This is a genomic window from Demequina sp. (genome assembly GCF_016278775.1).
In the GTDB taxonomy this organism is placed as follows: Bacteria; Actinomycetota; Actinomycetes; order Actinomycetales; family Demequinaceae; genus Demequina.
Genome location: NZ_JADQBF010000089.1, coordinates 13,356 through 33,326 on the forward strand (window position 1 = coordinate 13,356; position 19,971 = coordinate 33,326).

A 19,971-nucleotide genomic window follows, 5' to 3' on the forward strand; every position below is an offset into this window, starting at 1 on the left:
ACCTGGCAAGGCGCGCGGGGTGGCTGACGGCGGGGGTCGACGCAAACATGGGGCACGATAGTGACCATGACGGATTCCCTTCGCGTCGACGGTGGTCGTCCCCTGGTGGGCGAGATCACCGTACGCGGTGCCAAGAACTTTGTTTCCAAGGCCATGGTGGCCGCGCTGCTGGGGTCCACCCCTTCGGTGCTGCGCAACGTGCCCCAGATCCGTGACGTCAAAGTCGTCTCGTCGTTGCTGAGCCTGCACGGGGTGGGCGTTGCCTACGACGTCGACACCGGCGAACTCACGATGGACACGTCGCAACTCACCGCCGCGGATGCCGCGCAGATCGCGGCCCATGCCGGATCCTCTCGCATCCCGATTCTGTTGTGCGGGCCCCTCCTTCACCGGCTCGGCGAGGCGGTCATACCCGACCTGGGCGGCTGCCGCATCGGCGACAGGCCGATCGACTTCCACCTGGAGATTCTCACCAAGTTCGGGGCCACCGTCACTCAAGGCGAAGACGGTCTTCACCTGAGCGCACCCGGAGGGCTCCGAGGCATCAGGCACGAGCTCGAGTTCCCCTCCGTTGGCGCCACCGAGCAGTTGCTGCTCACGGCGGTGCTGGCGGAGGGCGTGACGACCCTGCACAACGCTGCGGTCGAACCCGAGATCAAGGACCTCATCGACACGCTGCAGAAGATGGGCTCGATCATTTCGGTCGATACCGACAGGTCCATCACCATCGAGGGCGTCAAGAGGCTCACTGGATTCGACCACGTGTCACTGACCGACCGCATCGAGGCAGGGTCGTGGGCCGCTGCAGCACTCGCCACGCGCGGCGACATCCTGGTGAGGGGCGCCCAACAGCGTCACATGGGCATGTTCCTGAATGTGTTCCGCAAGGTGGGGGGCGAGTTCGACGTGACCACCGACGGGATCCGGTTCTACCACCCGGGAGTCGACCTCAAGCCGATCGCTCTGCAAACCGACGTGCACCCAGGGTTCATGACGGACTGGCAACAACCGTTGGTGGTGGCGCTGACCCAGGCGAAGGGCCTCAGCATCGTCCACGAGACCGTCTACGAAAATCGCTTTGGCTTCACCGACGCCCTGGTGAAGATGGGCGCCCAGGTGCAGTTGTATAGGGAGTGCCTTGGCGACAAGAAGTGCCGCTTCGGCCAACGGAACTTCAAGCACTCCGCGGTGATCAGCGGGCCCACCCCCCTCCGGGCTGCCGACATCGAAGTTCCGGACCTCAGGGGCGGCTTCTCTCACTTGATCGCGGCACTCGCGGCTGAGGGAACGTCCACCGTGTCCGGCATCGGCATCATTGATCGCGGTTACGAGAACTTCCGCGCAAAGCTGACGGCGCTCGGCGCGAGCGTCGAGGCGTAGGGGCCATGGTCAAGAGAATCCCCTTGCGACAGCCCCGCGGAAGGCTGTATCGGGCGTCGGCCTGTGTGATTCGGTCAGCGTTGCGCCTGACCACCCGCAAGGACTGGCACGGCATGCACGACATGCCTGCAGAGGGCGGCTTCATCGCCGTCTCCAACCACGTGACGTACGCGGACCCGCTGACGCTCGCCCACTTCCTGTACAACTCAGGCTATGCGCCGCACTTTCTGGCAAAGTCGCCGCTGTTCGAGGTGCCCATGTTCGGGACGATTCTGCGCAAGACGGACCAGATCCCTGTGCACCGGGGTACGGTGCGCGCCAAGGACGCGGTGGACACTGGCATGAAGGTGCTCGACTCTGGGGGAGTGATCGCCATCTTCCCTGAGGGCACCCTCACGCGCGACCCCGACCTGTGGCCGATGGTCGCGCGTACCGGCGCTGCGCGCATGGCGCTCCTCACAGGAGTGCCAGTCATCCCAGTGGCACAGTGGGGCGCACACCGCCTGCTCGGCCGCTACAGCAAGGTTCTCAAGCCGTTCCCGCGCAAGCGCATCACGGTGATGGCTGGCCCACCCATCGAGCTCGACGACCTTCGCGCCAGGCCGCTTGACAATGACTCCTTGCGAGAGGCGAGCACCCGCATCATGGACACGCTCACCGTCATGGTCGAACAGATGCGCGGAGAGAAGGCGCCCGTCGTGCGCTTCGACATGCGGAAGAAGACCGGCTGATGCGCGCCGCCGTGTTGGGCGCAGGGGCGTGGGGGACCACGTTTGCGGCGGTGCTCGCCGACGCGGGTTGCGACGTGATGCTGTGGGGACGCGACGAAGGCGTCGCGCAAGAGATCCTTGCGACGCACCGCAACGAGCGCTTTCTGCCCGGCATCGTCTTGCCTCGCGGCGTGGTGGGAACGACCGACGCTGGGGAGGCTCTTGAGGGCGCGGAACTTGTCGCGGTCGCCTTGCCCTCGCAACGGGTGCGGGGCATCGTCGCGCCGTTCGCTTCGCTGGTGCGTCGCGACGCGATCGTCGTGTCGCTCATGAAGGGCATCGAGAGGGGCACTCTCGATCGCATGAGCGAGCTGCTGGGGCAGACCTGGGACGTCGAGCCTGAACGCCGGGCCGTGGTTTCCGGCCCCAACCTCGCCAAAGAGATCGCCGCCAAGCAGCCCACAGCCACCGTGATTGCGTCGCAGTCTGAGGCGACCGCTGAGGCAGTGGCCAGGGCGACCGCATCCGGCTACTTCCGTCCCTATACGAATACCGATGTGATGGGCGTGGAACTGAGTGGCGCCTACAAGAACATCATCGCGGTCGCCGTGGGCATCGCGGACGGCATGGGGTTCGGGCACAACACCACCGCCACGGTGATGACGAGGGGGCTTGCCGAGATGACACGGCTGGGGTTGGCGCTCGACGCCAAGCCCGACACGTTCTCCGGGCTTGCGGGCATGGGAGACCTCATTGCCACGTGCGCCTCCCCGCTGTCGCGCAACCACACGCTCGGTGCGCACATCGGCGCAGGCTCCGAGCTCGCCGAGGCGATCACGCTCACGGGAGGCACGGCAGAGGGCGTCACCACGTCTCAATCGATTCAGGAGTTCGCCACGTCACACGGAGTGGACGTCCCCATTTGCACCGCAGTGGTCGCGATGCTTCACGACGGTCAGCCCAAGGAGGCGGTGCTGGGGGCGCTCTTGGCCCGGCCGCGCAAGGCGGAGGGCGTATGAGCCAGCCGCGTCGCACGGTGGCCATCCTGTTTGGCGGGCGGTCGTCGGAACATGAGGTGTCGTGCACCACCGCAGGCGGCGTGCTGGGCGCGATCGACCGTGACCGTTGGAACATCCTCGCCGTCGGCATCGGCCGCGACGGATCCTGGACGCTTCAGAGCGACGACCCTTCCGACTGGGCCCTCACGGACGACGGCATGCCCCACGTCGTGCCCAGTCGCCATGGGGTGCTGCTTCCTGCCTCCGCTGACACGTCGACGTGGCGGCAGGCGGAGGACGGCGTCGTGACCGCATTGGCCGACGTCGATGTCGCCTTCCCGCTGCTGCACGGCCCGTGGGGAGAGGATGGCACCGTTCAAGGCGCGTTGGAACTGGTCGACGTGCGCTACGTCGGTTCGGGCGTGCTGGCCTCCGCCATCGGGATGGACAAGCAGTTCATGAAGGCCGCGTTCAGGGCGCGAGGGCTTCCCGTCGCCGACGACGTGGTGATCTCCCCTGGGGAGGTGCCTGCCGACTTCAGGGACAGTATCGAGGCGCTCGGCTATCCCGCGTTTGTGAAGCCTGCGCGCGCTGGCTCCAGCATGGGAATCTCCCGCGTGGACTCGTGGGACGGGATCGAGGCTGCGGTTGCCGATGCGGTGAAGCATGATCCCAAGGTGTTGGTGGAGCGCGGCATGAGCGGGCGGGAGATCGAGACCGCAGTGCTGGGGGCACGCGATGGGGTTCGCACCTCGATGCCGGGCGAGATCGTCACCGGCGGCGACCACCGGTTCTACGATTTCCAGGCCAAGTACTTCGATTCCGCCCACGTGCGGCTCGACTGCCCGGCAGACATTCCTGCGGACGACGCTGCACGCATCAGGGCGCTCGCCGCACGTGCGTACGCTGCCGTCGCTGCAGAGGGCATCGCGCGCGTTGACGTGTTCTACGCCCCAGACGGCACCGTCACGGTGAACGAGATCAACACGATGCCTGGATTCACGCCCACCAGCATGTATCCGCGCATGTGGGCCGAGGCGGGGATCAGCTATCCGGAACTGATCGAGGAACTGCTCGAGGCCGCTCTGTCGCGTTCGACGGGGCTGCGCTAACACCAACGAAAGGAGCGGGCACCATGCCAACCATCGCCATTGTGGGGGCCGGACCGGGTCTGGGAGGCGCGGTCGCGCGCAGGTTTGGGCGCGAGGGCTACCAGGTCGCGCTCATCTCGCGTGATCAGGCCAAGCTCGACGCGCTCGCCCAAGAACTCGCTTCCGAGGGGGTCACTGCGCGCGGTTTCGCGGCCGACGTGCTCGAGCCTGCCGCGCTCGCCAGCGCGCTCTCCGCGGCCGCCTCGGAGCTGGGCGCCATCACTGTGCTGCAGTACAGCCCGCTGCCGTTCCGCACCTTCCTGAAGCCCGTGTTGGAGACCCCTCCTGAACTCGCTCTTGAGGCTCTGCAATTCTCGCTTTTCGGCCTGATGCACGCGGTGGACGCCGTGCTGCCCGCCATGCGCGAGGCAGGGGCGGGCAGCATCGTGCTCATCAACGGCGGTACCTCTGTGAAGGCCCGCGCCGACTTCGCTGGCACGTCGATCGCCTTCCCCGCCGAGAGCGCCTACGGCGAGATGCTTCACGACGCTCTCGCGGACGAGGGCATCCACGTGAAGCAGCTTGTGATCCCTGGTGCGATCCCCAAGCTGCAGCTGGACAACGGCATCGACGATGTGGCTGAGCGCATCTGGTTGCTGCACGCCACGCCTGGCCCGTTCCGCGAGATGCTCATCCCGCTCGAGCACGGCCAAGAGTAGGGCGTCGGCGCCAGCGCACGCCTGGGCCGCTAACGGCACTCCAGGCCGTTGGGGTCCGCGAGCATTGCCGATGGGTTCAGTTGTGCCAGGAGTTCACCCACCGCCTGGTCAGCACGGACCTTGGGGATCACCACCTCCATCGCTGGGTCACGCCCAAAGGCCGTCGCGCGCCACACGTCGTCCTCCTCGATGACGAGCCAGTCGGCTGAAGCCGAGGGTGTGTCGATCGCGACGCAGCGTTCGTCCGAGGGGCCGGGAACCTCCACGCCGCAGCGGACGATGATGCGTGACTCGTTTCCGTAGGCGGCGGTGGCCTGCGACGACGTTTCTTGGCGAACAAGCCCTCCCACCTCGTCGGGAATGCCCAGCATGACGTCCGCGCATCGCGGGTCTGCAGCGTAGGGCGCTGCGTCCACCACCACCGGAGAGGCGCACGCCGAGACGGTCAGGGCGAGGCCAGCTACCAGCAAGGGAAGTGAGCGGCGCATGCGACCAGCCTAGGCCGCCGCTCGGTAGTCTGTGGGGGACCCCAAGGAGATCATGAACACCCAGGATTCAGTGCCGTTGCTCGTCAACCCAGACGAGCCCCTCGAGAAGCCGTCGCCGTTGCGGCACTGGACGGTTCCGCTGCTCATCAACCTTGCCGTCGCCGTCGCCGTGCTCGTGGTGATCGAGAGTGGGCTGCGCTTCGCGGTGGCGGCGGTGCTGGTCGCCGGTGGGTTCGTGACGGCACGCACGTATTGGGTGTCGGGAGAGCTGGCGACCGGTCGCATCTCCCTGCTGGACGGACGCACGCGAGAGGGCGCGTGGCAACTTGCTGGCCTGTCCAACGTGGTCTCGCTTCGCAAGTGGGTTCCTTTCACCGGCGGAGGCGAGCTCACGCTGACGCGCACCGGCCCGGAGGGTGCACGCGCCTACATCGTGTCCGACGGCCGTAGCTCGACGGGGTTCCGTTCCGCAGTGGACTGGGACAAGAGATCGGCTGCCCCCCTGATCGAGGCCGCCCGCGAGCACGGCTACACCGTACGGTTCGAGGAGTGACGTGACGACGATTGGAGAGCTGGGCGAAGACGCACTGATCGACCTCTTCGCACCCCGGCTTCCCCAGACAGACGCCGCGCTGTTGGGGCCAGGCGACGACGCCGCGGTGCTGTCCGTTGACGGGGACCTGGTGGTCTCGTCCGACGTCCTCATCGAGAACCGGCACTTCCGACGCGAGTGGAGCACCGCCGCCGACGTGGGCTGGCGTGCGGCCATGCAGAACATCGTCGACATCGACGCGATGGGTGCCGTGCCGACCGCCCTCCAGGTGACGCTCGCCGCGCCGGCAGACACCGACGTGGAATGGGTGTTGGGCTTTGCCGACGGGCTTCGCGAGGCGTGCGAGCCGCACGGGGTCGGCGTGGTCGGGGGAGACCTGTCAGGCGCGAGCGAGATTGCCATCTCGGTGACGGCCATCGGGGAGACCCACGGAGTGGACCCCGTGACACGCGCCGATGCCATGCCAGGGGACCTTGTCGCCGTTTCCGCGCCGCTGGGCGCGGCCGCAGCAGGCTTTGCCCTGCTCACTGCTGGCCAGGGGCAGGGCCTCGAGGCGGTGGGCCTGTTCTTGCGTCCGCGCCCGCTGATCGGTGCCGGCCTTGAGGCGGCCCTGCGCGGCGCGACGGCCATGCTGGACGTGTCCGACGGACTGCTGCGCGACGCGGGCCGCATAGCGCGGGCGTCCGACGTGGGCATGGCGATTGACTCCGCATCCGTGCCGGTACACCCGGCGGCGACGGAGGCCGCCCGCGTGTTGGACGTCGACGCCCTCTCCTGGGCCCTCACAGGGGGCGAGGACCACTGCCTGTTGGCGACGTTCCCGGCGGGAGCCTTTCTGCCGGACGGTTGGACGCAGGTGGGCTCCGTTGTGGACGACTACCAAGGGGTGCGGGTGGACGGGGCCATTCCAGAGACGCTGGGGTGGGACCACTTCTCGTCCTGACCGCCGCGTCCCGGCTAGCCTGTGAGCGTGGCAGCAAAGGCAAGGCCCCGGCGGGTGGCTCTGGCTCTCGGCGCGGGCGGTGCGCGCGGATACGCGCACATCGGCGTGATCGAGCAGATCGAGGCGCGCGGCTGGGAAGTCATCGGGATCGCTGGCAGTTCGATGGGCTCCATCATCGGCGGGCTCTACATCGCCGGTGGCATGGAGAGCTATCGCGACTGGGTGGTTGGCCTTGGCAGGCGCGACGTGTTGCGCCTCATGGACCCAGGGAGGGGTGGCGCTGGCCTGCTGAAGGCCTCGAAGGTCATGTCCAAGGTGAGTGAGCACCTGGGCGACCTCAATATCGAGGATGCCAGGATTCCCTACACGGCCGTCGCCGTCGATCTGGTGAGCGAACGCGAGGTGTGGTTCACGTCCGGCCGCATGATCGACGCCATGCGGGCGTCAATGGCGGTGCCGTCCGTGTTCACACCGCTCGTGAAGCAAGGCATGGTGCTGGCCGACGGGGGCCTCCTCAACCCCGTGCCCGTGACGCCATTGGCCAACGTGCACGCCGATGCGATCATCGCCGTCAACTTGTCCGGCCCGGCTACCTCGTGGGGGACGGAGACGGCCGACGCTGGCGGTGGCTTTCGTATGCCCAAGCTCAGGCTGCCGTCGCTTCCGAATGTCATCGAGCCTGCGATTCGCTCCTTTGTGCCTCAGTTCGGAGGCCCTGAAGAACCCTTGCCAGAGGCCGTGGAGAAGCCGGCGTCGACGATCGGAACTCTCGAGGTAGTGGACCGCTCGTTCCATCTCATGCAGACGGCCGTGATGCGGTATCGGCTGGCCGCGTACCCTCCCGATGTGATGATCGACATTCCCGTCGACTCGTGCGGGACTCTCGACTTTCACCGGGCGTCAGAGTTGATCGACCTGGGCCGCGAGCGGGCTGATGCGGCTTTCGACGCGTGGCCGGCGTAGCCCTGCGGCTCGCCTTGAGACGGCGGTGGCAATCACGCCAGAAAACACAACGGGCGCCTTCCGCAGTGGAAGACGCCCGCGATGGGGTGAGTGAAAGCTCTTTAGGCGTTGCGCACAACCTTGCCGGCCTTGAGGCACGAGGTGCACACGTTGAGGCGCTTGGGGCTACCGGCCACCACAGCGCGCACGCGCTGGATGTTCGGGTTCCAACGGCGCTTGGTCCGGCGGTGTGAGTGCGAAATGGAGTGCCCGAAGGACGGGCCCTTGCCACAAACGTCGCAATTGGCTGCCACGATGGTTCTCCTAGAGTCTTGAGCGCGCGGTACCTCTTGAAGGTCGCGACACGATGAATGCCCGCGTCCGGGCAACCGCATTAGGGTATCCGAGAAGGACCCGGATTGCCAATCAGGCCTGACGCCCTCGCAGGCGTTCAGTCGCCACCACAGGAGGACCATGCCAGCCGAGTCGCACGAACTGCGTCACTGGCTTGCCTCAGGCGCGCATGCGGTCAAACGCGCGCGCAATCGACTGGACGCCATCAACGTCTTTCCCGTGCCGGATTCCGATACCGGCACCAACCTCTACCTGACGCTTCAGGAGGGCAACAGAGCCGTCGCAAAGCTGCCTCCCACCGCGAGTCACCGCGAAGTTGTCGCGGCCTTTGCGCGCGGGGCGCTGTTGGGCGCCCGCGGCAACTCAGGGGTGATCGTCTCTCAATACCTGGCGGCGTTTCTCACGCACGTGGACAAGGCAGGTGGGCTCAGCAACGCGAAGCCGGTGTCCATCGCCATGGCACTTCAGGAGGCGTCAGATGCCGCCTACGGTGCGGTGGGCGCGCCCGTCGAGGGCACGATCCTGTCCGTGGCTCAGGCCGCCTCGACCGGTGCGGCCGACGCGGTGGCGACCAAAGCAGACAGGAACGCCGTGATCGTCGCGGCGGTGGTGTCCGCGCGCGCTGCGCTGCGCTCCACAAGCGACGAACTTCCGGCGGCCAAGGCCGCCGGAGTGGTCGACGCTGGCGCTGCGGGATTGGTGCTCCAGTTGGAGATGCTGGCGGAGACGCTCGCGGGCAGTGGAGTGCTCCGGGATCTCGACTATGTCGAGTGGGAGCTCGCGTCGACCGGCAAGGGGGTCGTGGCCGTCCCCGCGCGCCATGAGGACCACGAGGCAGGCGGTGCCTACGAGGTGATGTTCGTGGCCACGACGCCAGAGCGCAGTCCCCACGCGAAGCCAGCACCGGATCACGAACTGACTCAGGCGCTGGCGGCGCTCGGCGATTCCGTCGCGGTCACGGCGAGCCACGGGCTGGTGCACGCCCACGTCCACACCAACGTGCCAGACCAGGCCGTCGAGGAGGGCATCGTCCGCCATGCTCGGCAAATCTTGGTGAGCGCCATCGCTCTGGGCCATGCGCGCGAGTCACACAATTCGCGGCAAGGCACGGGGATGGTGGCCCTCACGTCGTGCCCAGGGCTGGCGGCGCCGTTGGCCGATGCCGGTGCCGTCGTCCTTGTGGTGCCTGACCCCTCCAGGCTGAAGCGGCGGGAACTGAGGCGTGCCGTGCGGGAGGCGTCCTCCCACGGCGTCGTGATCGCCGCAGGCAACGCGCCGTTGCGCGCGGCCGCAGAGGAGCTAGCCGCGCGCAAGGGCGTCGATCGGGTCGTGGCGTTGCCCGCAGACCACGAGGCACACGTCATCGCGGCGATCGCGGCTGGCGCGACGGTCACGCCAGGCGAGCCGCTCGCCGAGGTGATGCGCCAGGCCCTGGCACGCTGTGATGTCGCGCGATCGAGTCCCGACGCTATCGACGACGACGCCGACAGGCTGTTGCAGCCTGACACCGAGGTGGTCACTGTCATCCTGGCGCGAGGCGTCTCGGACGCCACAGCGGACTCGGTCCGACTCTCGGCCGCGGCGGTGTGTCCGCACGCCGACGTGACGGTGTACCAGGGGGGACACTTGGAGCCGGGGGTGTTGATCGGCGTGGAGAGGGGCGCATGAGCGGGGTGCTGCAGCAGGCACTGTCCAAGGTGCTCGGCTCCCGCACGTCCGGTTCGCTCGCCAAGCTCGGCCTGGAAACCGTCGAGGACCTGCTGAGGCACTACCCGCGCAGGTACGGGGTGCCTGGGGAGCTGACCGACATGGGGGCGCTCGCCATGGGGGAGCACGTCACCGTGATGGCTCAGGTGCGCTCCACCACGGTGCGTCCGATGAGGTCGCGCGGTGGAGCCATGCTGGAGGCGATCGTCACCGACGGGCGCGACACCCTGCAGCTGACGTTCTTTGCCAAGCGCACCGGGGTGCTGAGAATGCACGAGGACAAACTGCGCGCCGGCCGCACCGGCCTGTTCACCGGCACCGTCGGCGACTACCGCGGGAGGCGGCAACTCGTCCACCCCGACTACCTCATCGTCGGCCTTGACGCCGCCGACGAGCAAGAGGCGACTCTCGAGGCGTCTCGCCCCATTCCGCTGTACCCAGCCGCCGCTTCCGTGCCGACGTGGCGCATCGGCCGGTCAGTGCGCACCGTTCTTGACCCGCTGACAGAGGCTGACGTCCCCGACCCGATTCCCCAGGCGCTACGGGAGCTCCACGGCTTGCCGACGTTGCTGGAGGCGTTGCGGGGAGTGCACGTGCCAGACGACCAGGACCACATCAAGCGCTCTCAGGCACGGCTCAAGTACGAGGAGGCGCTGGTGCTGCAGACCGCGCTCGCGAGGCGACGCGCGGACAGGGAGTCGCACTCTGCGGTGCCCCGTGTCGCGGTGACGGGGGGCCTTCTCGACGCCTTCGACGCGCGCCTGCCGTTCGCGCTCACCGACGGCCAGGTCACCGTGGGGCGGGAAATCTCCGCCGACCTTGAGCGACCCATGCCGATGCTGCGCCTGCTTCAAGGCGACGTGGGCTCCGGCAAGACCGTGGTGGCGCTGAGGGCCATGCTTGCGGTCGTCGACGCTGGGGGACAGGCGGCGCTGCTGGCGCCCACCGAGGTGCTCGCCGCCCAACACGAGCGCACCTTGCGCGATCTGCTGGGCCCCCTCGCGGAGGGCGGAACCCTTGGTGGGGCGCAGATGGCCACGCGGGTGGCTCTGCTCACCGGCTCTCAGGGGTCCGTGCGCAAGCGCCAGGGTCTCGCAGAGGCCGCGTCAGGAGCAGCCGGGATCGTGGTGGGCACTCACGCGTTGCTGAGCGAGACCGTCCAGTTCGCGGACTTGGGCCTGGTGGTGGTCGACGAGCAGCACCGCTTTGGCGTTGAACAGCGAGACCAGTTGCGCGCTCGCGGTAAGAGCGTGCCCCACACGCTCGTGATGACGGCCACGCCCATTCCACGCACCGTCGCCATGACGGTCTTTGGGGACCTGGAGACGTCGGTGCTGACGGAGCGGCCAGCCGGTCGCGCCGAGACCGTCACGCACGTGGTCCCCGCCGACAACTCCGCGTGGATGAGCCGCATCTGGCAGCGCGTGCGCGAAGAGGTCGACGCTGGCAGGCGGGCCTACGTGGTGTGTCCGCGCATCGAGGGGGACCAGCCGGAGGACGATGCCGAGCCAGACCCGGTCGGCGACGACGCCTCCGTACCGCAGACTCCAGCGACCGACGCCCCCACCCTCGACATCCCGGAGGCGCCCGCGGTCCCGACTCGCCAACCGCTCGAAGCCGTCGTGGACGTCGCCGAGCGGTTGCGGGGCCTGCCAGCGATGGCTGGCATCGACATCGGCGTCATGCATGGGCGTCTCACGGCTGACCAGAAGGATGCGGCCATGGCGGCCTTCGCAGCCGGGACCACTCCCATCCTGGTGTCGACCACCGTCATTGAGGTGGGTGTCGACGTGACCCAGGCGAGCACCATGGTGGTGCTGGACGCAGAACACTTTGGGGTGTCGCAACTGCATCAGCTCCGGGGACGGGTGGGCCGGGGGAGCGAGCCGGGGCTCTGCCTGCTCGTCAGCCACGCGCAAGAGGGGAGTTCCTCGCTGGAACGGCTCACCGCGGTCGCGTCAACGAGCGACGGCTTCGCGCTTGCCGAGAAGGACCTTGAGTTGCGTCGCGAGGGCGATGTGCTCGGTGCCGCCCAATCCGGTGGGCGCAACTCGCTGAGGCTGCTGCGGGTGGTGCGCGACGCCGAGGTGCTGGCGACAGCCCGCGAGGACGCTCGCGTCCTGATCGATGCCGACGCCGCGCTTGAGAAGGCGCCGGCGCTCGCCGAGGCCATTGGCGCGTGGCTCGGCGAGCGCGAGGACTTCCTCGAACGCGCCTAGGAATCCACGACGTGGCGGCGCGGCTTTGCTCAAGAACTCTCGGGACCCGACGATAGGCTCAGCACAGAGCGTTTTCGAAACACTTAGGCGGAGGTCCCATGACGAGGCGATTCCTGTGCGGGACCGTGACGCCGCTGAGGTCCAGGGGCGCGTGAAGTGCGAGGGGGCACGGGGGTGCGGCTAGGGAGTCAGCGACGAGCGACGCGGCGTGCCGGTGTTGCTGCCGACTCTCGCGCCGGACGCCTGGAGGCTCAGCGTGCTGCGCAAGCGGTCACGACGCGCGTCAGCGTGGGCCTGTTCGTCGTGGCGACCGCCGCCGTGACGTTGCTGGTCGCCCTGAGTGGGGGCGCTCCCAGCACCCTCGCTCACCTCTACTACGTGCCCATTCTGTACGTGGCGGTGCGGCACGGCGCCAGGGCGGCCGTGGCGGCAAGCGTGGTTGCCGGCGTGGTCGTAGGCCCGCTGATGCCGTCGTCCGTCGTTGGCGCCCAGCATCAGGAGCTTGGCTCGTGGCTCGTCAGAATGGCCCTCTTCGTGCTCGTCGGCCTCGTCGCCGCCACGCTCGCGAAGTCACAATCGCGCCCGCTGGACGTGATGGTGCGCGATGTCTTCGTGGCACGGGGTCTGCGCGCCGCGGTGCGGCACAACCAGACGCGAGTCCACTTCCAGCCGCTGATCGACCTCACCACGGGTGACGTGATCGGGTTCGAGGCTCTGTGCCGGTGGAGCGACTCCAAGGGCAGGTCAATACCCCCTGACCGGTTCATCCCAGAGGCGGAGCGCACTGGGGTGATCACGGCTCTGGGAACGCGGGTGCTCCACCAGGCGACGGACCAAGCCCAGTTGTGGGCCGACGAGGGACGCACGGGGCTGCTGGTCACGGTCAACGTGTCGGCCGTGCAGTTGACCGACCCCGCGTTCTTGGAGGGCCTGGTCAAGGTGGTCCGCAGTCAATCCTCCGCGTCGTTCCAGTTGTGCCTCGAGATCACGGAGACCGCGATTATCGCGGACCCTGTCCGAGCTCTCGCGACCTTGCGTGCGGCGCGGGACTTGGGAGTGACCATCGCGGTGGATGACTTCGGTACGGGACAGTCCTCCTTGGAGTACCTGGCCGAGTTCCCGATCGACATCATCAAGATCGACAGGTCGTTTGTGGCCGCCCTCGGCACCGATCCCAAGAGCCACGCTCTCGTGCGAGCGATGGTGCAGATGGCTCATTCGCTCGGAGCCCTCACCATTGCCGAGGGGATCGAGGAGCCAGAACAACTGGAGGCACTCAGGGCGCTTGGATGCGCGATCGGTCAGGGCTTCCACTTGGGGCGCCCGAGCGACGCAGACGCGGTTGACTGGCAAACTAGGGAGATGACCAAGGCGAGCGTCGACTCCACCGGCGCGGGCAACTAGACCTCGCACAGCCCTGGTCCCCGAACCCCAAGGAACTTGAGCGATGAACGACGCCTGGCCACTCATGCCAAGCGTCGTGGCGCTCGCGGCGGCCGTGGTCGTGCTCGCGTTTGCAGGAACCCGTCTTGCACACGTGGCCGATGACATCGCCGAGCGCACCGGCATGGGCAAGGCGACTGCGGGAGCTCTGCTGTTGGGCGGGGTCACGTCGCTCACAGGGATTGTCACGACCGCGACGGGCGCGCTGGCAGGCGACGCCGACTTTGCGCTCGCGAACCCGTTGGGTGGCGTCGCCATTCAGTCGGTGTGGATCGCAATCGCAGACCTCATGTATCGGCGCGCCAACTTGGAGCACGCTGCCGCCTCCCTGCCGAATCTGCTGCAGTCCATGGTCTTGGTGGCTCTGTTGTCGTTGCCCATCATCGCGTACGCCACGCCCGACTTGTCGTGGGGGTGGTTCCACCCGCTGACGCTCGCCATCCCCGCGTTCTACTTCTACGGCCTACGGTTGCTCAAGTCCGTCGAGGACGCGCCACAGTGGCGCCCCAGACAGACAAGGACCACGGGGGATGAGGCGGGCGAGGCACCCAGTGCCGCGCCCCTGTCGCGCCTGTGGCTGGCCTTCGCTGGCCTCGGCGCGGTGGTGGCCCTCACGGGTTGGGTGGTGGCGCGTGCGGGCCTCGGCGTAGTGGCTGCGACCGGCATCCCTTCCGGGGTCACCGGATTCACCATCACGACGGCCATCTCTTCGCTACCCGAACTCATCACCTTGATCGCCGCCGTGAGGATGGGCTCGATCACCATGGGCGTAGGCAACATCATCGGCGGCAACGTCTTTGACACCCTCATGATCGCGGTCGCCGACCTGTTCTTCCTGGAAGGCTCGATCTACGCGAACGTAGGCCCCGCCGCGCCAGTGCTCTTGGGAGGAACCATCCTCATCTCTGCGGTGCTCGCCGTTGGCCTGGTGGTCAGGGACGAGAGAGGCATCGGCTTCGAGGGCTTTGCGATCCCTGGTGTGTACGCCGGCACCGTCGCCTTCGCCGTCATCGCATCGTGACGGCGCAGACAGCGTCGTACGCTACGTGCATGACGCGCATCATCGCTGGAGAAATCGGTGGCCGGAAGCTGGCGGTTCCCAAGTCCGGAACTAGGCCCACCTCCGATCGGGTGCGTGAGGCCATCTTCTCGCGCCTCGATCATGCCGACGCGTTGCGGGGCGCCCACGTGATCGACCTCTATGCAGGCTCTGGAGCGCTCGGAATCGAGTCGCTGAGCAGGGGAGCGGCCGAGGCCACCTTTGTCGAATCCGCCACGCCAGCCGTGCGGGTGATCCAGTCGAACGTCAAGGAACTTGGACTCGGCACGCGCGCCACCGTGGTGCGCGAACGGGCTCTACCCTTTCTGGGGCGCGCGGCCGCACAGTGGACCATCGCCTTCCTCGACCCGCCGTACGACATCGCGCAGGGCGATCTGACACCCGTCCTCGAAGCGCTCGTGCCTCACCTGGCAACCCACGCGACAGTGGTGCTGGAGATGTCTTCCCGCCGCCCCACTCCCGAGTGGCCGCAGGGCCTGGACATCGTCCAGAGCAAGGCGTACGGCGAGACCACTGTCTACTTTGCCGAGCGCGTGCGCTAGGTTGCGAATCATGGCCACTGTTGTCTTTCCAGGATCCTTCGACCCGATCACTCTGGGTCACGTCGACATCGCGGTGCGCGCACGCCAGCTATTTGACAGGGTGGTGATTGCCGTGGCGCACAACTCCACCAAGTCGCCCCTGCTTGACGTCGACACGCGCGTGCGCGTGGCGCAACTGGCCGTATCGCACGTCGAGGGCGTGGAGGTCGCAGCCACCGAGGGACTTCTCGTCGACTTCTGCGAGGCTCAAGGCGCCGTCGCCATCGTCAAGGGTCTACGCGGCGGCGCCGACTACGACGTGGAACGCCCGATGGCGCTGATGAATCGCTCGCTCAGCGGCATCGAGACGGTCTTTCTCACGGGAGACAGCGCTCTGGCCCACATCGCCTCATCGCTGGTGAGGGACGTGGCGCGACACGGCGGCGATATCTCTGGCTACGTTCCACCTGGCGTGGAGACGGCCGTGCTCGAGGCGCTCCGCGGAGAAGACTAGGTCCGCAGTTTGAGTTCACGGCGTTCCATCGCGTAAGATCGTCTGCTGGCCCGCCGGACACTACCGGGCCGAGGTCCAAAGGGACCGTTAGGACATGGAGGAGCGTGTGAAACACTCTCCCGAAGCCGATACCGACTTTCGCATTCACGTGCGTGACTTGGTGCGCAGGCCAGGTACTCATCGCGAGTACTCCCGTGAACTGACAGTCAGCGATGCCCTCGGTACGGACGTGATCGGGGTTCCTGTGGGAGCCGCCGCGACGCTGAGCATTCAGTGCGAGGTGGTCACCGATGGAATCTGGGTCAGCGGCACCTTCTCAGCGCGAGCGACGGGGGAGTGCGGTCGCTGTCTGGACGAGGTGAATCTTGACCTCGAGGTTCCAGTGCAGGGTCTGTTTCTCTACCCCGACGCGCCGCGTGAAGAGGGTGACGATGCGGATGACGTGTTCGAGTTCGACGGCGAAAGCATCGATCTTGAAGGCGTCGTCAGGGATGCGGTGGTCACTAGCCTGCCGTTCACCCCACTGTGTGAACCGGACTGTCCGGGGCTGTGCGACCAATGCGGCGCGCGGCTCGCGAACGATCCGGACCATGCTCATGAGATACTCGACCCTCGATGGTCGGCACTAGAAAGTGTGAAAGACAGCCTCGGGCTGTCTGACAAGGAAGAGAGTTAGCCGTGGCTGTTCCCAAGCGCAAGATGTCGCGCAGCAACACCCGCTCGCGTCGTTCGCAGTGGAAGACGACTGCTGCCAACCTCACGACGTGCCCCTCGTGCAAGGCAGACAGGTTGTCGCACGCGGCATGCCCGTCCTGCGGCGCGTACAACGGTCGCCAGTACGCCGAGGCGTTGCGTACCGAGCACGAGGCGTAAAGCCTCTTCTCGGGCTATCCCGTGAGTGCTCCTGGCCCCCAAGCGGCGGCCATTCTCACTGAGCGGCTCGGTGTCTCCGTCGACCCCGAGTTGCTCGTGCTATCGCTGACTCACCGTTCGTTTGCGTACGAAAACGGCGGCCTGCCCACCAACGAGCGCCTCGAGTTTCTCGGCGACTCCGTACTCGGCGTCGTCGTCACGGACCGCCTCTACCGCGACCACCCTGAACTGGCAGAGGGAGACCTGGCCAAGATTCGGGCATCATGCGTCTCCCAACGAGCGCTCGCGATCGTAGCCAGAGCGATCGATCTTGGCTCGTTCGTGCTGCTGGGCAAGGGAGAACTCTCCACAGGAGGCCCCGACAAGGATTCGATCCTGTGCGACACCCTCGAGGCGGTGTTTGGTGCCGTCTATCTCACTCATGGGATCGACGTGTCCCGTGACGTGATCCTGCGGCTGGTTGGACCGTCGCTCGAGCAGGCCGCCACCGCTGGCGACGCGCTCGACTGGAAGACCGCGCTTCAAGAGGCCTGTTCCGCTTTTGGCCTGCCTGGGCCGGTGTACGAGGTCACCGGTGTGGGCCCCGACCACGCGAGGACGTTCACCGCTACCGTGCTGGTCGACGGCATCCCTCGCGGGACGGGCACGGGTTCCTCCAAGAAGGTCGCCGAACAGGAGGCCGCCGAGGTGGCCCACGGCGCACTCGCCACCCCCTAGTGCCAGAGCTTCCCGAGGTCGAGACGGTACGCGCCGGTCTTGAGGCTCTCGTCCTCGGCGCGACTGTGGTGGATGTTGAGATCCGGCGGGACTCGTGTGTGCGGCTGATGCCCGGAGGCGCCGCCGCGTTCGCCGACGCCGTGATCGGCGGTCGCATTGACGAGATCGCGCGGCGCGGCAAGTTCCTGTGGGTGCCACTGGCGGGGGACGACGCTGGCGTCCAGACGGCGCTGAGCGCTCACCTGGGCATGTCCGGGCAGTTCCGCGTCTTCGAGGACACTCCGCCCGAGGCGCATACCCACTGCCGTGCCCGGTTGTCGCTCACGCGGAACGGCACTCCGCTTACGCTGGACTTTCTTGACCAACGCACTTTCGGCTACCTCCACGCGGAAGGACTGGTCCCCACCACCGACCACCAGCCGGGAGGTCAGGGCACCGCGCGCAAGGCAGTGCCCGCCTCCGTCGCACATATTGCGCGCGATGCGCTTGACCCGCACCTCAGCGAGGCTGCGGCCGTGCGCGGCTTGCGGAAGGGCTCCCGCGCCATCAAGCAGGTGCTCCTCGATCAGACCGTAGTGAGCGGCATCGGCAACATCTACGCGGATGAGGCGCTCTGGCTCGCCCGAATCCAGCCCGAGCGCGAAGCGAACATGCTTACCGGTGTGGCGGCGCGCATGCTTCTGGACAGTGTGAAGGAAATCATGACGACCGCACTCGGGCACGGAGGCACCAGTTTCGACGCGCTCTACGTCAACGTGAACGGCGAGTCCGGCTACTTCTCGCGGCATCTGGCCGTCTACGGGCGCGCGGGACAGCCGTGCGAACGGTGCGGCGGGATGATCACCGTCGAACGCATCGGCGGCCGTTCCACACACTGGTGCCAGCGGTGTCAACGCCGATTCGCACGCAGGACCACCCGGGACTAGGACTCCCCGGACGTCGGACCCAGCGACATGCCGGGACAAGCGACGCCGTTCCGCACAACTCTCTGTAGGACCCGGGACCTTGGCCCCGATCAAACACGGGACCTCGGGTTAGCCTGAGGACATGAACAACGTCAGGGTTCTTGTCTTGGACGACCACGAGGTCGTACGCCGCGGCATCTGCGACATTCTCGACCGTGCTGAAGGCATCGAGGTTGTCGCGGAGGCCGGAACGGTCGCGCAAGCGGTCCGTCGCGCCGATGCGGTGCGTCCCGATGTGGTCCTTTCGGATCTGCGTCTTCCCGACGGCACAGGCCTCGAGCTGATCGCTCACGTGCGCCGTACCCTTCCCGACTGTCACATCATCGTGTTGACGTCGTATGACGACGATGAGGCCCGAAGCGCAGCCCGCACCGCGGGTGCCGACATGTTCCTTCCCAAGACCGCTGGCTCGCAGCAAGTGGTGGAGGCGGTGCGCCTCGCGGCCACCGGCAAGGAGCACGGCCAGCACATTCGTGTGCGCGACGACGAGGTGCTGGGGCGGCTGACGCCCATGGAGCGCCGCGTGGTCGAGTTGGTGGGCCAGGGCCTGGCGAACCGTGAGATTGGCGACGAACTCGGTATTGCCGAGAAGACCGTCAAGAACCACGTGACGTCCGTGCTGTCCAAGATGGGGCTGCAGCGCCGTACTCAGGTGGTTGCCTGGGCGACGCGGCGTCACGCCGCCTCCTTCCGCGGCTAGGCACTCTTCGGGTTCGTGCGCTTGCGAAGGCGTGGTCGCGTGCGCGCGGCTTCGGACAAGGCCGCGCTTCTCGATGCGACTCAACCTTTTAACCCGCTGATCCGTTGAAGTGTCGTGAGAGGAATCGCGAAACTCGGTGGGCCCAGGCAGTCGCCTCCGCGCGCCCCTGATCAGACCGTCGTCCTGGCGGGCGGTCGGGCTGACGCCGACGCCGAGTTCAGCGCGTTTGTGCGTGCCGCGTCGCCCGAACTAGGGCGCGTGGCCTGGTACCTCTGCGGCGATCCGGTGCGAGCCGAGGACCTCCTCCAGCACGCGCTGCTGCGCACCTATCTGGCATGGGGCCGGGTGCGCCACGGCGACCCGGTGGCCTATACACGACGCACTCTCACCAACGCGCGGATCGACGGGTGGCGCAAGAGTCGCCGAGAGACGCTCACCGCACCCCTGGCCATGCCGGACCCGCCGGCAGACGACGGCGCGTTGGCGCGTGCGGAGCAGGATCGGCTCGGCCGGGCCTTGCGCTCGCTCCCGCCCCGGCAGCGACGCGTCGTGGTGTTGAGGCACCTCCTCGACCTGAGCGAGGCGGACACTGCCGATGAACTTGGCGTGTCAGTCGGCACGGTCAAGTCGACCGCATCGCGTGGGCTCGCCCGCCTTCGCGAGTTGCTCGCAGAGCCGGCGGACTCCACGAGCCCACGAGGGAGCACACCGTGACCGATCATCCTCGTACGCCCCCTGGCGACGTCGAAGCGTTGCGTCACCAGTTTGCTCAAGCCGCACCGAGCATCGTCGCCAACCCCGACGCGGTGGTCAGGCGGGCGCGCCGCCGTCGCGCGTGGGTGCGCGCAGGGACGAGCGCAGGCGTGATTGCAGTCATGCTTGTCGCCGTGCTCGTGGTGCGGCCTTGGGGAGGCGCCCCTGGCCCTGCGGCGACCCTGCCCCCGCCGTCCGAACCCAGTCGAGAAGTCGAGATCCAGGTGGTCCCGGAGGCGGTGGCACCCGGTGAGGTGGTCACCGTGGTGCTCATCGCGAACGCCGACAACGGCCTGACGTTCGGCGTTGCGGCGCAACTCG

General features: G+C 67.4%; 23 protein-coding genes. 21 read left to right on the forward strand and 2 right to left on the reverse strand.

The features are described from left to right. Nucleotides 1-66 precede the first annotated feature (66 nt). From murA to QZZ33_RS10145, 5 genes are read left to right on the forward strand one after another with little or no spacing between them, the layout of a single operon-like run. Nucleotides 67-1,380, forward strand: coding sequence for a UDP-N-acetylglucosamine 1-carboxyvinyltransferase (gene murA, locus QZZ33_RS10125; RefSeq protein WP_291379831.1), 1,314 nt, complete (start codon nt 67-69; stop codon nt 1,378-1,380). 5 nt (nt 1,381-1,385) lie between these two features. Then, the gene (locus QZZ33_RS10130; protein ID WP_291379832.1) at nt 1,386-2,111 is read left to right on the forward strand and encodes a lysophospholipid acyltransferase family protein; all 726 of its coding nucleotides are present in this window, start codon (nt 1,386-1,388) and stop codon (nt 2,109-2,111) included. Continuing rightward, a complete protein-coding gene (locus tag QZZ33_RS10135; protein WP_291379834.1) occupies nt 2,111-3,109 on the forward strand; it encodes an NAD(P)H-dependent glycerol-3-phosphate dehydrogenase in 999 nt (332 codons plus the stop codon). Before QZZ33_RS10130 ends, QZZ33_RS10135 begins: the two co-directional genes overlap by 1 nt. After that, nucleotides 3,106-4,200: a D-alanine--D-alanine ligase family protein gene (locus tag QZZ33_RS10140; protein WP_291379835.1), complete on the forward strand. Its 1,095-nt coding sequence runs from the start codon at nt 3,106-3,108 to the stop codon at nt 4,198-4,200. Before QZZ33_RS10135 ends, QZZ33_RS10140 begins: the two co-directional genes overlap by 4 nt. Nucleotides 4,201-4,223: 23 nt before the next feature. Then, complete coding sequence (locus tag QZZ33_RS10145) at nt 4,224-4,898, forward strand: SDR family NAD(P)-dependent oxidoreductase (protein WP_291379837.1); 675 nt, start codon at nt 4,224-4,226, stop codon at nt 4,896-4,898. Between the two features lie 29 nt (nt 4,899-4,927). Here QZZ33_RS10145 and QZZ33_RS10150 read toward each other — a convergent pair whose 3' ends face one another. After that, complete coding sequence (locus QZZ33_RS10150; RefSeq protein WP_291379838.1) at nt 4,928-5,386, reverse strand: DUF3515 family protein; 459 nt, start codon at nt 5,384-5,386, stop codon at nt 4,928-4,930. 52 nt (nt 5,387-5,438) lie between these two features. Here QZZ33_RS10150 and QZZ33_RS10155 point away from each other — a divergent pair, with 52 nt between their 5' ends. Genes QZZ33_RS10155 through QZZ33_RS10165 form a run of 3 tightly spaced genes read left to right on the forward strand, consistent with a single transcriptional unit; the run spans nt 5,439 to nt 7,845 of the window. Then, complete coding sequence (locus QZZ33_RS10155; RefSeq protein WP_291379840.1) at nt 5,439-5,939, forward strand: hypothetical protein; 501 nt, start codon at nt 5,439-5,441, stop codon at nt 5,937-5,939. A 1-nt stretch (nt 5,940) separates the two neighbouring features. Then, nucleotides 5,941-6,882, forward strand: a complete 942-nt coding sequence (locus QZZ33_RS10160) for a thiamine-phosphate kinase (RefSeq protein ID WP_291379841.1) — start codon at nt 5,941-5,943, stop codon at nt 6,880-6,882. Between the two features lie 27 nt (nt 6,883-6,909). Continuing rightward, entirely contained in the window at nt 6,910-7,845 is a 936-nt protein-coding gene (locus tag QZZ33_RS10165) for a patatin-like phospholipase family protein (RefSeq protein ID WP_291379842.1), read from the forward strand. A gap of 101 nt (nt 7,846-7,946) precedes the next feature. Here QZZ33_RS10165 and rpmB read toward each other — a convergent pair whose 3' ends face one another. Continuing rightward, nucleotides 7,947-8,138, reverse strand: coding sequence for a 50S ribosomal protein L28 (gene rpmB, locus QZZ33_RS10170; protein ID WP_226094661.1), 192 nt, complete (start codon nt 8,136-8,138; stop codon nt 7,947-7,949). 160 nt (nt 8,139-8,298) lie between these two features. Here rpmB and QZZ33_RS10175 point away from each other — a divergent pair, with 160 nt between their 5' ends. From QZZ33_RS10175 to QZZ33_RS10235, 13 genes are all read left to right on the forward strand, one after another. Continuing rightward, complete coding sequence (locus QZZ33_RS10175; protein ID WP_291379845.1) at nt 8,299-9,846, forward strand: DAK2 domain-containing protein; 1,548 nt, start codon at nt 8,299-8,301, stop codon at nt 9,844-9,846. Then, the gene (locus QZZ33_RS10180; protein ID WP_291379846.1) at nt 9,843-12,104 is read left to right on the forward strand and encodes an ATP-dependent DNA helicase RecG; all 2,262 of its coding nucleotides are present in this window, start codon (nt 9,843-9,845) and stop codon (nt 12,102-12,104) included. Before QZZ33_RS10175 ends, QZZ33_RS10180 begins: the two co-directional genes overlap by 4 nt. 288 nt (nt 12,105-12,392) lie before the next feature. Beyond that, nucleotides 12,393-13,508 (forward strand): EAL domain-containing protein, encoded by a 1,116-nt coding sequence (locus QZZ33_RS10185; protein ID WP_291379847.1) that lies wholly within the window; start codon nt 12,393-12,395, stop codon nt 13,506-13,508. Between the two features lie 43 nt (nt 13,509-13,551). Then, on the forward strand, nt 13,552-14,568 hold the full coding sequence (locus tag QZZ33_RS10190; protein ID WP_291379849.1) for a hypothetical protein: 1,017 nt from the start codon (nt 13,552-13,554) through the stop codon (nt 14,566-14,568). A 29-nt stretch (nt 14,569-14,597) separates the two neighbouring features. Beyond that, entirely contained in the window at nt 14,598-15,149 is a 552-nt protein-coding gene (gene rsmD, locus QZZ33_RS10195; protein WP_291379851.1) for a 16S rRNA (guanine(966)-N(2))-methyltransferase RsmD, read from the forward strand. A 10-nt stretch (nt 15,150-15,159) separates the two neighbouring features. Beyond that, complete coding sequence (coaD, locus tag QZZ33_RS10200) at nt 15,160-15,642, forward strand: pantetheine-phosphate adenylyltransferase (protein ID WP_291379853.1); 483 nt, start codon at nt 15,160-15,162, stop codon at nt 15,640-15,642. 106 nt (nt 15,643-15,748) lie between these two features. Then, entirely contained in the window at nt 15,749-16,318 is a 570-nt protein-coding gene (locus tag QZZ33_RS10205; protein WP_291379855.1) for a YceD family protein, read from the forward strand. 2 nt (nt 16,319-16,320) lie between these two features. Then, nucleotides 16,321-16,515 carry a 50S ribosomal protein L32 gene (rpmF, locus tag QZZ33_RS10210; RefSeq protein WP_291379856.1) on the forward strand — a complete coding sequence of 65 codons (195 nt, stop codon included), beginning with the start codon at nt 16,321-16,323 and terminating at the stop codon, nt 16,513-16,515. A gap of 21 nt (nt 16,516-16,536) precedes the next feature. Further along, complete coding sequence (gene rnc / locus QZZ33_RS10215) at nt 16,537-17,232, forward strand: ribonuclease III (protein ID WP_291379857.1); 696 nt, start codon at nt 16,537-16,539, stop codon at nt 17,230-17,232. Further along, a complete protein-coding gene (gene mutM / locus QZZ33_RS10220; RefSeq protein WP_291379859.1) occupies nt 17,232-18,158 on the forward strand; it encodes a bifunctional DNA-formamidopyrimidine glycosylase/DNA-(apurinic or apyrimidinic site) lyase in 927 nt (308 codons plus the stop codon). Before rnc ends, mutM begins: the two co-directional genes overlap by 1 nt. A gap of 121 nt (nt 18,159-18,279) precedes the next feature. Further along, complete coding sequence (locus QZZ33_RS10225) at nt 18,280-18,897, forward strand: response regulator transcription factor (protein WP_291379861.1); 618 nt, start codon at nt 18,280-18,282, stop codon at nt 18,895-18,897. Between the two features lie 114 nt (nt 18,898-19,011). Beyond that, nucleotides 19,012-19,611, forward strand: a complete 600-nt coding sequence (locus QZZ33_RS10230) for a SigE family RNA polymerase sigma factor (protein WP_291379863.1) — start codon at nt 19,012-19,014, stop codon at nt 19,609-19,611. Continuing rightward, a partial coding sequence (locus tag QZZ33_RS10235) for a hypothetical protein (protein WP_291379865.1) occupies nt 19,608-19,971 on the forward strand: 364 nt, incomplete at its 3' end. The genes QZZ33_RS10230 and QZZ33_RS10235, both read left to right, overlap by 4 nt.